Genomic DNA, 15,021 nt, shown 5'->3' with positions numbered 1-15,021 from the left:
TAATCTGGCTTTATATTGTGGCAAGATTAGCGTGAGTGCACTTTGTTTACTGTTTACCATTCCAATAAAGTCGATACTTTAAAAATCCTTCTCGTTCACTTAATCAAAAGTGACCCTTTAGCCAATCCTTTCGAAAAAGAGCAGATCTTGGTTCAGAGCCCAGGTATGTCTCAATGGCTTAAGATGGAACTCGCCAAAGAGTTTGGTGTAGCAGCAAATATAGACTTTCCCCTTCCTGCAACCTTCATTTGGGATATGTTTACCCAAGTGCTTCCTGATGTGCCTAAACGCAGTGCTTTTAACAAAGAAGCGATGACGTGGAAGCTAATGAGTTTGCTGCCCGCTAAGCTTGACTACCCTGATTTCTTACCCCTGCAACGCTATCTTGAAAACGACGAAGATGATTCTAAGTTGTATCAATTGGCAGAGAAGATTGCCGATATCTTCGATGGTTACTTGGTGTATCGACCGGAGTGGATGGCGATGTGGGAGGAGGGAGAGCCCGTTGCTGAATTGGTCGATGATGAAGGACAACAAGATCACCCTTGGCAGCCGATTTTGTGGCAAGCACTCTATGACCAGACCCTGTCTCAAGGCCAATCGAAATATCACCGTGGTAACTTGTATCACGACTTCATTGAAGGGTTAGCCAATCAACAAGGTCAACTGCAGCACCTACCTAAACGCTTGTTCGTGTTTGGTATTTCTTCGTTGCCTCCTCGTTATATGGATGCGCTGAAAGCTCTCGGTGAGCAGATTGATGTGCACTTGATGTTTACCAACCCAAGTAAGCCTTATTGGGGAGATATCAAAAGCCTCAAAGATTTAGCAAGGTTCGATGCCAAGCAGCGTAAAAAGCTCGCTTTATCTAATAATATGATTGCATCAGTTGGCTCGTCTTCCTTAATGGAAGGGGGGAAATATGAAGTGCATGATGAATTACATATTGATAATGCTATTGGAAATAACTTATTAGCTTCGATGGGAAAACTGGGGAGAGATAATTTACTTTTGCTTTCTGAGGGAGATACCGAGGAGTATCAATTTTTTATTGATGTAGAACGAGATGGTTTATTACATAAAATTCAAAGAGATATCCTTGAATTGGAAGAGCATCGCAATGATGAGATTTTGGATTCTAGCAACCATAAACAGATGGTTGAGCTTGGCGATCGCTCGCTGACCATACATGCGTGTCACAGCCCTATGCGCGAGGTGGAAGTTCTTCATGATCAGCTGTTGGCAATGTTTGATGCCGATCCGACATTAAAACCACGCGATATCATCGTAATGGTATCTGACATTAATGCTTATAGCCCAGCGATTCAGGCGGTATTTGGTAATGCTCCGGGTGAGCGTTATATCCCTTACTCGATCTCTGATAGAACGGCTGACCAAGAAAGCCCAATTCTGACCGCCTTCATGCAGTTGGTCGCGCTACCGAATACGCGTTGCTTGGCCTCTGAGTTACTAGAGCTATTAGAAATTCCTGCGATGATGGCACGCTTTGGTATTGATGAGTTCCAATTTGAGCAAGCTAAGCAATGGGTTGAAGAAGCGGGTATTCGTTGGGGCGTTGACTCTTCTACCGCAACCGAATTTGACTTGCCTGCGACCGAGCAAAATACTTGGCTATTTGGTATTCAACGTATGTTATTGGGTTATGCGATGTCGGATTCGGCAGGTTTGTTTGAAACTGAACACTCTCCGATTGCCGCTTATAACGAAGTTCAAGGTATTAACGCTGAACTTGCGGGTAAGTTAGCGCACTTTATCGATCGTATTGCCCATTACCGCCAGCGTTTAACTGAAACACAATCTATCGATATGTGGCGTGAAACCTTGCTGCAAATGATTGATGATTTCTTTGCGGTCGAGCTGGAAGGCGAGGTGGTGCTTAAGTCGATTCGTGATGCGCTTTCGCAACTGAATGAACAACTTGACGATGCCTTGTATGAACAAGAATTGTCGCCAAGCATTATCTACCAGTACCTCAATAATAAGCTATCTGGCGCTCGTATTAGCCAACGTTTCTTAGCTGGCCAAGTTAACTTTTGTACCTTGATGCCGATGCGTTCTATTCCGTTCAAAACCGTCTGTTTGTTAGGCATGAATGATGGTGTTTACCCTCGCTCAATGCCGCCAGAAGGTTTTGATTTAATGAACGGACGCACTCGTCCAGGAGACCGTTCTCGTCGTGATGATGACCGCTACCTATTCTTAGAGGCAATGTTGTCGGCGCAAGAGTGCTTATACATCAGCTATGTCGGCCGCTCGATTCAAGATAATACCGAGCGAGTGCCGTCGGTATTGGTTTCAGAGTTGATCGAGTACTGCCAGCAGAACTATTGCTTAAGTGAAGACCAAGCGTTACCAAGTGATGATTCAGGCATCAACCTGACTCAAGCGATCAGCTTTGAACACACCATGACACCGTTTAGCCCAGCAGCCTTTACTCAAGGTGATGCAAGCCATGTGCTGAGTTACGCCAAAGAGTGGCTTCCAGCGGCTAACCGTTCCGGTGAACGCAGTGGTGAATTCAATCGTGCATTGGATGACTATTTGTTCGGTGCAACGTACCCGTTGGAGTTGGATCTGGTTGAACTGCAACGTTTCTGGCGTTTACCAGTACAGTACTTCTTTAATCGTCGCTTAAAAGTGGTGTTTGAGCCGCCGCTTCCTGTGATGGAAGATGATGAACCGTTCGTACTTAATGGTTTAGAGAGTTTCCAACTTAAGGATGCTTTGCTGCAAGTGTTGCTGGACCACCCTGAAGGTACAGACGAAGCGGTTCGATTGTTTGTCTCTGAGCAAAAAGCACAGGGCCGATTACCAGTCGGCGCCTTTGGCGATATCGAATTTGAAACCAATCGTGTTCAAGCGGAAGACTTAGCTAAAGAGATTCGATTTGTGAGCGGATCACCGCAGCAAGATCTCGAAGTGAATATCGAATTTGATGTGTTAGGTGAAGGCAAACCTGTTCGTTTGATGGGGTGGTTAACTCAAAACTATCAATCGGGTCTAGTTCGTTTCCGTAGCGGTAAAATACGCTCTCAAGATTATTTGGCAGCGTGGATTGATCATCTATGTTGCGCTGTGATGGGACACGGAAAAACGACCCATATTATTGGCTACGACAGAAAAGAAGGCGTGGTTCACCAAACGCTACAACCTATCGGCGATGCGCTTCAGGCGAAGAGTTTGCTGGCTGAGTTAGTACGACTGTTTTATCAAGGCATGACAGCACCACTGCCTTACTTCCCGAAAACCGCATTGGCTGGCGTTGAGGCTGGCTTTAGCCGTGGTAAGTGGGTCGATGACGAAGAAAAGTCCCTTAAGAAAATGGCCGATACTTTTAATGACAGCTTCGCCTTTACGGGCGAGGGCAGAGATACTTACATCTCTCGAATCTGGCCTAAATGGGACGATGAATTGGCTGCTCAGTCGAGAATGTATTCGACACTTGTGCTGCAGGCGGCAAGGTTGGCTTCTGCCGATCTGGAAGATCAGGAGTAAGTGGCTGTGATCAGCAAGATCGATAACGGGTGTGCTGAATTAATGAAAAACGAAAGCGAGTCGCTGGGAAGCATTTGGGATGCTTACTTTCCAGATGAGGGGAACAAGGTGAAGAAAAGCAAGGTACAGGGAATAAAGTGGCCGCCAGTAAATCATTATTAGTGTAGGGCGTTCGCTGTACGGCCACAGGTCAGAGGGACCATTATTCTGTGGTTCAAAGAAACGCATGAGTATAAAACTCGTAGGCGCTCCTGAACTCGTGGGCGCATAGTAGCGAGGCGATCTGAATTGATCCGTGAGAGAGATCGCACTAACTATTAACAAATTGGCGTAGGACGTAAATTGAATGACGTTTTCTACGCTAGGTCACATTTGTAACAGACTAATTTATCAGAAGGCAGTAAGGCATGACGACCACAAGCAGTGCTCAGGTAATCGCTCCACAAACACTTGATACCATGACGTTTCCACTTCATGGCGCGCGTTTAATTGAAGCATCAGCGGGTACGGGTAAAACATTTACTATTGCTGGCTTGTATTTGCGCTTACTGCTCGGGCACGGTACCGCTGCGCCGCAAGGTGATCTGACTGAAGCTACTCGACACCATGAGGAGCTTACCGTAGACCAAATTCTGGTAGTGACCTTTACTGAAGCGGCAACCGCAGAGCTACGTGATCGTATTCGCGCGCGAATCCATGATGCACGTATTGCGTTTGCACGTGGTCAAAGTGACGACCCAGTAATTGCTCCTTTGTTACAAGCAATCGAAGATCATGCTGGTGCTGCGAAAACCTTACTCAATGCCGAAAGACAAATGGATGAAGCGGCTGTCTACACCATCCATGGCTTCTGTCAGCGTATGTTGACCCAAAATGCCTTTGAGTCTGGAAGCCGTTTTGATAATGAATTTGTGACCGATGAAAGCCATCTGAAAGCACAGGTGGTAGCCGACTATTGGCGTAAGCAGTTCTACCCGCTGCCAATTCAACTGGCTGGTGAAGTGCGAAATATTTGGGGCTCTCCCGCTTCGTTACTTGCCGATGTAAATCGTTACCTGACGGGCTCTCCGCTGAAGTTGACGGTAGATGCGATTTCGGGTGATTTACAAACTCTGCACAATCAAAACTTAGACAAAGTTAAGCAACTTAAAGCGTTGTGGTGCGAATCCGAAGCGGACTTTTTGGCTTTGATTTCAGGTTCAGATGTGAACAAGCGAAGCTACACCAAGAAGTCTTTGCCGACTTGGTTAGAAGCGGTAACAGCATGGGCGCAGAGCGACACTCATGATTACCAGCTTCCAGATAAATTAGAGAAGTTCTCTCAAGCAACCCTAATTGAAAAAACACCAAAAGGTACTGCCCCTCAACACGCGGTGTTTGAGGCTATTGAGAATTTCTTAAACTCTCCTGCAGACCTGAAAGCCCCCTTGTTGGCACATGCTATTACTCATTGTCGGACCATGTTAGCCAAAGCTAAACAGCAGAAGCAATGGCTATCGTTTGATGATTTGCTGACTCAGTTATCCGCATCGATTGATGTGGATGAGCAATCACTGCTGGTGGAGAGAATTCGCACCTTATACCCAGTGGCGATGATCGATGAATTCCAAGATACCGATCCGCTGCAATACAGCATTTTTAGTCGAATCTACCTAGATAACCCGCAATGCGGTCTGTTTATGATCGGTGACCCGAAGCAAGCTATCTATGGTTTCCGCGGTGCAGATATCTTTACCTATATCAAGGCGAGAAACCAAGTTAGTGCTCACTACACCTTAGGCACTAACTGGCGTTCGAGTGCTGACATGGTCAGTGCGGTAAACCAAGTGTTTATGAATTCGGATAGCCCGTTTATCTACGACCAAGACATTCCATTCTTGCCAGTAGCTGCCAGTCCATCGGCCGACAAACGCCAATGGGTGATGAATGGTCAAACTCAGCATGCACTCACCTTTTGGCTGCAAGCGGCCGAAGATAAGCCCTTACCGAAAGGCGAATATCACAAAGCCATGGCTGAGGCGACCGCGAGTCAAATTCAAACCATTCTGACCGCATCTCAGAATCAACAAGCCTATTTTGATAACGGTAAAAAACAACATGCCGTGAATGCGGGTGATATTGCTGTCTTGGTTCGAACCGGTAGTGAAGGTCGTCTGATTAAGAACGCGTTGTCTGAACAAGGCATTGCAAGCGTGTATTTGTCTAACCGAGATAGCGTTTTCACCAGCTTGGTCGCACAAGATATTCAGCGTTTATTACAGGCGGTGCTGACACCTGAAAATGACCGTGCATTACGCGCCAGTTTAGCGTCAGAGTTGTTTGCTCTGGATGCCGCCTCATTGGATGAACTCAACAACGATGAAGTGGTGTGGGAAAATGTCGTTAACGAATTTCGAGAATACCGTAAGTTATGGCTACAGCGCGGCGTGCTACCAATGCTTCGCAGCGTGATCAGTAAACGACATCTCGCGGAACGTTTACTGGAAGAAGAAAATGGTGAGCGCTCACTCACTGATTTGATGCACATTGGCGAATTGTTGCAACAAGCAAGACAAGAACTCGACAGTGACTATGGTTTGCTGCGTTGGCTTGCTGAAGCCATATCGGATGCCCAAAATGGTTTAGGCGGCAGCGATGATGACATCCAACGCCTTGAATCAGAAAGAAACTTGGTTCAAATCGTTACTATTCATAAATCGAAAGGCTTGGAATATGACTTAGTGTTTTTGCCGTTCGTTGCGAGTTACCGTGAAGCGAGTGAAGGCAAGTTTTACGATCATGAGTCAGATACCACAGTGCTTGATATTACCGGTAGCGATAGCGCATTGGCACAAGCCGATAAAGAGCGATTGGCAGAAGATTTACGTTTGATCTATGTGGCGCTTACTCGTGCTGTATACGGTTGTTTCATTGGCATGGCACCGCTACGTAAAGGGCGTTCAACCAAAGAGCCAACAGGCGTTCACTTGAGTGCTATGGGCTACTTGGTTCAAAATGGACAGGAGCAAGGCATTGCCGAGTTGCATCATGCTCTAGCTGCAATTGAAGGCAAAAATTCAAGTGTGTTGTTAGCCGAAACACCAACCGCTCATGAGCAAGTGTTTGTTCAGGCGGAACAAGTGAGTGAAGACTTACAGGCTAGTGAACTGAAGGCTTCAATTGACAGAGCTTGGCGTATCACCAGTTACTCGGGGCTTGTAAAACAAGGCAGTCACGGAGCAAGCCATGACACTACGATTGAGGTGTCTGGCTTCGATATTGATTCAGCCGATGAGCAAGATGAGTCGGAACTGATTGAACCGGAACGTTCTATATTCACGTTCCCTCGCGGTGCTCGCCCTGGTACCTTCTTACATACCTTGTTTGAGGATGTTGAATTTACCGAGCCAGCAACCAGTGACCATAACACGCAAGTAATCACTCACTTGTTAGAGTCAGAGCAATACGAATTCGAATGGTTACCGGTGCTTCAACAGCTTGTTGATACGGTGCTAAACACTGCTTTAGATGGAAAGAGCTTAAAGCTGAGCGAGAAAGACTCAACGCAACGATTGGTCGAGATGGAATTCTTGTTGCCGATCGAAGTTTTGGCATCCTCTGAACTTAATCAAACTATCCAGTATCACGATCCATTGTCGGCAAAAGCGGGTGATTTAGGCTTTCAAACGGTGCGAGGCATGTTGAAAGGCTTCATCGATTTAGTATTTGAACATAAAGGCAAATACTATGTACTCGACTGGAAATCGAACCACTTAGGTGATGATGTTTCTGTCTACCATGGTGAGGCATTGAAATCGGCGATGGCCGACCACCGTTATGATCTGCAATATCAAATTTATGCTTTGGCGTTGCACCGTTTCTTACGTAGCCGCGTTGCGGATTACAGCTATGAACAACATTTCGGTGGGGTTTATTACTTGTTCCTAAGAGGGATGGATGGTCAATCACAACAAGGTGTTTTCTCGGCTAAACCAACACTGGCTTTGCTCGATGAAATTGATCAATTGATTGACGGTAAAGTGATAGACAGACGTTCAGCACAATTGAATGACAATGAAACTGGACAGATGGGGCTTCTATAATGACAACAACGACCACGATTGATACGACAAACCCTGTAAAGCCAGTTTCACTTATCCCTGATCAGCTCATGGATGTATTGAAGTTCCTTGCGGATAAGGGCTCGATTCGTCAACTGGATTATCAGTTTGCTCGTTTTATTGCGCAGCAAGCAACGAGTCATTCTCAAGAACTCGGCTTTCTCGCTGGAGTCGTGAGCCATGAGTTAGGCAAGGGGCATATTTGTACTCAGCTTATACAGCAGTATACGGTAGGCCCTGAACAAACGGCGGATCTTGCTCAGTTACTTGGGTTGTACGGTGAAACTGCCCTGCAATTGAATCAAAAGTTATTAGGTATGGATTGGGTGGCGGTACTTCAATCGTCAAACCTAGTAGGTACAACCAGTGATTGCGTTAAGCCGCTGATGTTTGATGGGCAGCGTGTCTACTTGCAACGTTATTGGAACTACGAAGTTGTGTTGGCTGAGACCTTAAACCGTTTAAGTAAGCCAGTAGAGTTCAATATTGAGCAGAAAAAAGCGCTGACTGAAACGCTCAATCAACTATTCGCACGCAGTTACCATTTTCTGTTCAATGCCTTAGCAAAGGCTGAAGCAAACCAACAAACCTCTCAAGTGTTGCGCCAGCAGTTAGTGTGTGACCATCTAGATATCGTCGATGAACAGGCTTTGGATTGGGGTTCTATCGATCAAGCGATTGTTCAAGCCAAACAAGTGACCGATTTAGATGTACTGGATAGTCTAGTGCCGTTATCTGTCTGTTTGAACTGGCAAAAGGTCGCGGCAGCGGTGGCGTTAAGTCGTCGTTTCGCGGTGATTTCTGGTGGGCCGGGCACGGGTAAAACCACTACGGTAACCAAATTACTATCGGCGATGGTTGAGCAATCGTTAAGCCAAGGTAAAACACCGACGATCAAGCTCGTGGCACCGACAGGTAAAGCGGCGGCACGTTTAACTGAGTCGATTGGTAAAGCGATTGAACAGCTGCCATTAGCACCTGAAGTGAAGGCCAACATACCGACGGAATCCAGCACCTTACACAGACTGCTTGGTGCGATTCCGAATCGCGCTGAATTTAGACACAACCGGCGCAATCCACTTCACCTTGATATATTGGTGGTGGATGAGGCTTCGATGGTCGACTTATCCATGATGTATAAGCTGGTGGATGCACTCCCTGAACACGCAAGGTTGATTCTGCTTGGGGATAAAGATCAGCTCGCTTCAGTAGAGGCTGGTGCCGTGTTGGGTGATATCTGCTCGTTTAATTCAACAGGCTACAGCACAGCGCAAGGCAATTTGATTGCGGAGATGACAAGCTTTGATGCAATAGCGAATACACAACAAGCAAAAGCGGGAGTCGTTAATCCTCCGGCGATTGCAGATAGCTTGTGTATGCTGCAGAAGAGTTACCGCTTCGATGCGCGTTCAGGTATCGGGCAGTTGGCAAAAGCGATCAATAACGGTTCTGCTAATCAGGTCGATCAAGTGTTTGCTAAAGGGTTTGGAGACATTGAAAATCACCCGCTGTCGAGTGATAGCTATAACTTGATGCTGCGAACTCTGGTCAATGAATATGGTGGGTATCTCAATAGAATGAATGTACCGCTTGAAGAGCTAGAGACTCAAGAATCACGCGCAAAATCGGTTCTCGATCTGTTTAGCCAGTGTCGATTACTGTGTTCTATTCGTGAAGGGGATTTTGGTGTTAAAGGCCTTAATCACAGAATCGAAAGGGCGCTTGCAGCAAGACGGTTGGTGAATCCGCACAACGATGAACTGTGGTATCACGGGCGACCTGTGATGGTAACGCGTAATGATCATGGTTTGGGTTTGTACAATGGTGATATTGGTATCTGTATGCTCGAAGCCGATGCAACGACTTTAGAGTCAAATAGTGCAAATTCCACACCTAGATTGAAGGTGTATTTTGAGTTACCAGATGGCAGTGTGAAAGCAGTGCTTCCAAGCCGAGTCCCTGATCATGAGACCGCTTATGCGATGACGATACACAAATCTCAAGGCAGTGAATTTGATCTGACCTTAATGATCTTACCGCCAGACTTCAGCCCTATTTTAACGCGCGAGCTTATCTATACAGGGATTACGCGTGCTAAGAAACGACTGATGATGTTCAGCGATACAAATGTGTTGAAGCGTGGGATTAAGGTGAAAACAGATCGAGTGAGTGGTTTAGGCAGTCGCTTAACGAATTAGTTGTTAATAGTCGCTAGAAAAGGGCTTGAACTTAGAGCTAGATAAACACAAAGCAACCATCCCTGGTTGCTTTGAACGTTATTAAGACTCTTTGCTTAAAAACGCTCGAGTAAACGATATGTGGTTTATCTTGTACTTTGCTTGGCAATTCAAAATAAACTCTTTTAGATTCTCGCTCACAGGGAACACGCAGTGTACGTCTAGCCCTTCTAAGAATTGGTTATCAGCCATATCCCAAAAACTTTGCAGCGAGTTACAAACAATGGTTCTCATATCAATGTTGCTCTTTTTGCTGTTTATATCAACGGTCAGAACGGCTTCTAGCGTGTTGACCGTTAACGGGTATAGCAATCCGTGCAGTGACCACCTCAATGTTATAGGTTAAACATTGGGGGGTATTCCAATAAAAACGTTTGTTGATATTCATAAAACGTGCAAATTCTATACAATTATTGGTGTGAGTTAAAGTGCATAGTTAATAAAACTCATATAGTAAACGATTACATTTGCAATTAATTTGAAATCAAAGTGAGATTTTGATCCAAAACTTTGTTTATACGTTTAGCGCTAAGATTTTTGAGTTTCTCTGATAGTTGTATAACCCCTGTTTTTCCATCGGTAATTCATCAACACCTATCTCGTAAAAACCCTGTTCTCGGAACCAGTGAAGGCTATGTGTGGTAAGAACAAAGATCTGGTCGATATCACGCGACTTGGATTGATGACGCATATAATCCAGCAGTAATTGCCCACGGTTTCCATCGCGGTAGTCAGGGTGGATAGCGACACACGCCATTTCTGCCATGTGATCTTCTGGATAAGCATATAGTGCAGCGCAGCCAATAATCAGACCGTCTTTTTCAATGATGGTAAAACGATGGACTTCTTGTTCTAACTGCTCTCTTGAACGACGAACGAGAATACCTTGTTCTTCAAGCGGGCGAATAAGGTCAAAGATACCACCAATGTCATCAATCTGAGCTTGTCTGACTTGCTCGGCACTAGCCATGACCACTTGGGTTCCAATACCGTCGAAAGAGAACAGCTCTTGGATTAATGCGCCATCCACTTTGTAGCTGATTAAGTGACAACGAGGCACTCCTGCACGACAAGCAGAGATTGCGCCTTTCAAGAATCGCAGTGTTCCTGTACTCATATCTTCAGCTGGGTCTTGAGATTGAGTTAAGCGTTCAAGAATTTGTTTGGCGTCTTTAGGGAATAGTTCGGCGAGTACATCACCGTTTATGTCTGTTACGCCTTGCTCTGAACAAAACCCGATGAGTTTGTCGGCCTTTAAACGAATGGCAACTTGAGTCGCGACCTCTTCAGAGAGCAGGTTAAAGCTCTCGCCAGTCACGGAACTGGCAATAGGCCCAAGCAGCACAATAGAACCTTGGTCGAGTGTGCGATTAATCCCTTCTATATCTATTCGACGAATGCGCCCGCTGTGGCAATAATCAGTACCATCATCCACACCCAGAGGTTGAGCCGTGATGAAGTTACCACTCATGACATTAAGTTGAGTACCAGCCATTGGTGTGTTGTTTAGGCTCATTGAAAGGCGAGCAGTAATAGCCAGCTGTAATTGACCCGCAGCTTGCATTGCCACACCTAAAGAATATTCGTCGGTGACTCTAATGTTCTTGTGATAAGGCGTATGGCAATCTTGCTTTGCTAACAGTTGGTTGATCTGTGGTCTGGCTCCATGCACGAGAACAATCTTGACTCCCAGGCTGTGGAGGAGGGCTATATCACTAATAATGTTCCCGAAATTCTTATCGGCAACGGCTTCGCCTCCCAGCATAATGACCATGGTTTTGCCACGGTGAGCATTCACGTAAGGTGTTGATTGTCTGAAGCCTTTTACTAGCGCTGTACTTCTTAATTTCACAGAACAAATCCATTTTGTTTATTTATTCGTTAATTTAGCATTTAAATTCAAATCTAAACAACATGTTTTTGGAATAAAGCGCAAACTATTCTCATCGAGACTTCATTATACAAACTGTCTCAGTGTAGAATGTATACAGCATCTTTATGAGTAGTAACCGAATGCAACAAGCGCCAGCACGAAAGAACAAGATCGATGAAATAACGAAAAACCTTTACAGTGAAGCAGAACAACGCAATCAATCTAAATTGAAGCGTAAGATCATCGAACGTTGCTTGATGGTATTAGCCTTGGTGGGCTCATTTGCTGTGGTTTCTTTATTTAGCGATGTGCTTTCTCGAGTACAAGATGCAGCAACGCCTGACCACTTGCTATACGGTACTTGGGTAGAGCAGGATGTTGCCCATTATGCGACAGATGAGTTTGTGCTTAATGCGAATGGTGTGTCAGTTCGTGGCTCGGTTGTGTCGACTAACTTTGACTTTGACGGTAGCTACTTTGAATATAAAACAGGTGATAAAAAGTACCGCTTTCGTATGACTAATGCTGACAATACAGAAATGGTGCTCGATTCAGGTGCTCACTACAATCCTATCTTCCGTCTTAAGGGATATATCGATAATTCAGTTCGATAGGTTATCTTACTGTAAACTCTTACAATCTAAGATTGTGTTATCTGACCGTTTTTGTCATCCTCGATGCATAGAATTTTTAGGATGACTCTTGTGATTAAAAAATGGCTTCCCCTTGTTGCCGCCTCTTTCTTATTTGGCTGTGCTCAACCCACCGATCGTGCTCAACAACACCTTGATGATGAATTTCCCCGTACCTTAAATAAGGTCGATCAGGTTGAATCCAACAAACCAAGAGACTACACCGCGTTTTCAGAACAAGCTGAGATGGTGGTTTCTAAGTCCCCTTCAATGGCTAAGATCTATGAACCGCTGTATCAACAACTCAACGAGTGGGCGATGCTGAGCGGTGATCCTAGCGAATTAGCTAACTTTGGCGTTCAAACCGCTCAACTTGGTGGTGGAGATAAGCAAGGTAATGTTTTGTTTACCGGCTATTTTTCTCCTGTCATAGAATTGCGTCATGAAGCGAATGAAGAATATCGTTTTCCTGTTTATGGACTTCCTGATTGTGATAAAGAGTGTCCGACTCGCGAAGAAATTTATAATGGTGCATTAGAAGGGCAAGGCCTTGAACTTGGCTATGCAGCAAACCGTATCGATCCGTTTATGATGGAAGTGCAAGGCAGTGGTTTTGTGCATTTTGGTGACGACGATACGCTCAAGTACTTTGCTTATGCTGGTAAAAACAACAAAGCTTACGTGAGTATTGGTCGTGTATTGATCGATAGAGGCTTAGTCCCTCGTGAAAAAATGTCACTGAAGGCAATCAAAGAATGGGTATTGGCGAACGAGCCTGAAGTGGTAAAAGAGCTGCTTGAGCAAAACCCTTCTTTTGTCTTCTTTAGTTCTAGAGAAGACTTGTCGGTAATGGGAAGTGCTGGTATTCCATTGTTACCAATGGCTGCGGTCGCAGGTGATCGCTCTATTCTCCCTATGGGAACACCAATACTTGCGGAGGTTCCATTACTGAATGCAGACGGTACTTGGAGCGGTGCGCACCAACTAAGACTGTTACTGGTTTTGGATACCGGTGGCGCAGTTAAGCAGAACCATTTAGATCTCTACCACGGTATGGGCCCAAGAGCGGGTACTGAAGCGGGTCACTACAAGCATTTTGGTCGTGTATGGAAGCTTGGCTTAGATGGCAGTGCAACCGAAGCGCCTTGGGCTTTGCCTCCTGAAAAGGTCGAGTAAACAACAATAAAATAGGGCATTGAAAGCGAATCGCTAATCCCCTAGACTTTTAATTCAAGAGTGCGTATAAAACGCACTCTTTTCTTTTTCTCAGAAATAAATTGGCGGCAATAATGCGTGAATTGACCACACCAGCTTCAGAAAACTATGACCAACGATTTGGTGGCACTCGCCGCCTATATGGCAATAGTGAAGTCGACATACTTAGAGCAGCGCACGTGTGCGTGATCGGTATTGGTGGCGTAGGTTCATGGGCTGTTGAAGCGCTTGCTCGTACCGGTTTAGGTGAGCTGACTTTGATCGATATGGACGATGTGTGTGTGACTAACATCAATCGCCAGATCCATGCAATGTCGGGCACCGTTGGCAAAAGCAAAATCGAAGTGATGGCTGAGCGCGTTAAGCTGATTAACCCTGAGTGTAAAGTTAACTTGATTGATGATTTCATTGGCCCTGACAATCAGGCTGAGTACTTGTCGAAAGAGTTCGATTTTGTGTTAGATGCGATTGATAGCATGAAAGCCAAGGCTTCGTTGTTGGCGTATTGTCGAAGTAACAAAATCAAAGTGATCACCACGGGTGGCGCGGGTGGGCAAGTCGACCCAACTCAAATTAAAGTCGCCGATCTGACTAAGACAATTCAAGATCCGCTAGCGAAGAAGCTTAAAGATACTTTACGTCGTCACCACAATTTTCCTAAGAACCCAGATCGTAAATTTGGTATTGATTGTGTGTTCTCTACTGAGCAACTTAAATACCCTCAAGCTGACGGTCGCGTATGTGCTGCGAAAGCGACTGCAGAAGGGCCAAAACGCATGGACTGTGCGACGGGTTTCGGTGCAGCAACGGTTGTAACCGCGACTTTTGGCTTTGTGGCTGTTTCTCGTATCGTAGAAAAGATCATTCAAAAGCACTCTAAGTAGTTCTCTATTATTTGCTTAACAACACTAAACCATTGTCACCTGTACATTTAGTCATAATCTATTGGATATTAAAATGATGTCATTCCCAAGCTCTCCATTTGGTACTGAAATTACCAGTGATGATATTGTCGCAAAAATGCAGACATTCAGCGGTTGGGAAGACCGTTATCGCCAAGTGATTCAATGGGGTAAGAAATTACCTAGCATGCCTGATGAGCTGAAGAGTGAGCAGGTTGTAGTTTCTGGTTGTGAAAGCCAAGTCTGGCTAGTTTCTCAGAACATCGACGGTGTTTGGTATTTTTGTGCTGATTCTGATGCTCGTATCGTGCGCGGTCTGATTGCATTAGTGATGGCTGCGTATGACGGCAAAACATCAGAGCAGATTCAAGCGTTCGATATTGACGACTACTTTGAAAAAATCGGTCTAATCACACACTTGAGCCCATCTCGCGGTAATGGTTTAAAAGCGATTGTTGCTCAAATCCAAGAGCTAAGTGCGTAGTCCATTACGAACAAGCAAATATAAAAAGGGTTGACGAAGAACGCCAACCCTAAACAATTTTG

Annotated in this window: 9 protein-coding genes; 7 read left to right on the top strand and 2 right to left on the bottom strand. The window is 45.3% G+C overall.

Annotation, left to right across the window (positions count from 1 at the left end; translation table 11 throughout):
- Positions 1-42: 42 nt before the first annotated feature.
- The 3 genes from recC (at position 43) to recD (ending at position 9,814) form a co-directional block, all read left to right on the top strand.
- A complete protein-coding gene (gene recC / locus AACW75_RS07915) occupies positions 43-3,516 on the top strand; it encodes an exodeoxyribonuclease V subunit gamma (protein ID WP_145570614.1) in 3,474 nt (1,157 codons plus the stop codon).
- Positions 3,517-3,923: 407 nt separating this feature from the next.
- The gene (gene recB / locus AACW75_RS07910) at positions 3,924-7,598 is read left to right on the top strand and encodes an exodeoxyribonuclease V subunit beta (protein WP_145570616.1); all 3,675 of its coding nucleotides are present in this window, start codon (positions 3,924-3,926) and stop codon (positions 7,596-7,598) included.
- Positions 7,598-9,814: an exodeoxyribonuclease V subunit alpha gene (recD, locus tag AACW75_RS07905; RefSeq protein ID WP_145570619.1), complete on the top strand. Its 2,217-nt coding sequence runs from the start codon at positions 7,598-7,600 to the stop codon at positions 9,812-9,814. The genes recB and recD overlap by 1 nt, the downstream gene beginning before the upstream one ends.
- An 81-nt stretch (positions 9,815-9,895) precedes the next feature.
- On the opposite strand, the gene AACW75_RS07900 is transcribed toward recD, so the two are convergent.
- Together AACW75_RS07900 and argA are read right to left on the bottom strand one after the other, a co-directional pair.
- Positions 9,896-10,087, bottom strand: a complete 192-nt coding sequence (locus AACW75_RS07900) for a hypothetical protein (protein ID WP_004735192.1) — start codon at positions 10,085-10,087, stop codon at positions 9,896-9,898.
- Positions 10,088-10,367: 280 nt separating this feature from the next.
- Positions 10,368-11,705, bottom strand: a complete 1,338-nt coding sequence (gene argA, locus AACW75_RS07895) for an amino-acid N-acetyltransferase (protein WP_017074195.1) — start codon at positions 11,703-11,705, stop codon at positions 10,368-10,370.
- A 161-nt stretch (positions 11,706-11,866) separates the two neighbouring features.
- Here argA and AACW75_RS07890 point away from each other — a divergent pair, with 161 nt between their 5' ends.
- The 4 genes from AACW75_RS07890 (at position 11,867) to csdE (ending at position 14,959) form a co-directional block, all read left to right on the top strand.
- The gene (locus tag AACW75_RS07890; protein WP_145570649.1) at positions 11,867-12,340 is read left to right on the top strand and encodes a DUF2850 domain-containing protein; all 474 of its coding nucleotides are present in this window, start codon (positions 11,867-11,869) and stop codon (positions 12,338-12,340) included.
- Between the two features lie 81 nt (positions 12,341-12,421).
- Entirely contained in the window at positions 12,422-13,534 is a 1,113-nt protein-coding gene (mltA, locus tag AACW75_RS07885) for a murein transglycosylase A (protein WP_017074197.1), read from the top strand.
- 113 nt (positions 13,535-13,647) lie between these two features.
- Positions 13,648-14,457, top strand: coding sequence for a tRNA cyclic N6-threonylcarbamoyladenosine(37) synthase TcdA (gene tcdA, locus AACW75_RS07880; protein ID WP_145570621.1), 810 nt, complete (start codon positions 13,648-13,650; stop codon positions 14,455-14,457).
- Positions 14,458-14,530: 73 nt separating this feature from the next.
- The gene (csdE, locus tag AACW75_RS07875; RefSeq protein ID WP_145570622.1) at positions 14,531-14,959 is read left to right on the top strand and encodes a cysteine desulfurase sulfur acceptor subunit CsdE; all 429 of its coding nucleotides are present in this window, start codon (positions 14,531-14,533) and stop codon (positions 14,957-14,959) included.
- The last annotated feature ends 62 nt before the right edge of the window (positions 14,960-15,021 follow it).

Source organism: Vibrio sp. L3-7, assembly GCF_963898195.1.
GTDB classification, from domain to species: Bacteria; Pseudomonadota; Gammaproteobacteria; order Enterobacterales; family Vibrionaceae; genus Vibrio; species Vibrio echinoideorum.
Note: the sequence above shows the minus strand (reverse complement) of the source record. Positions and strands in the feature narration are given on the sequence as shown.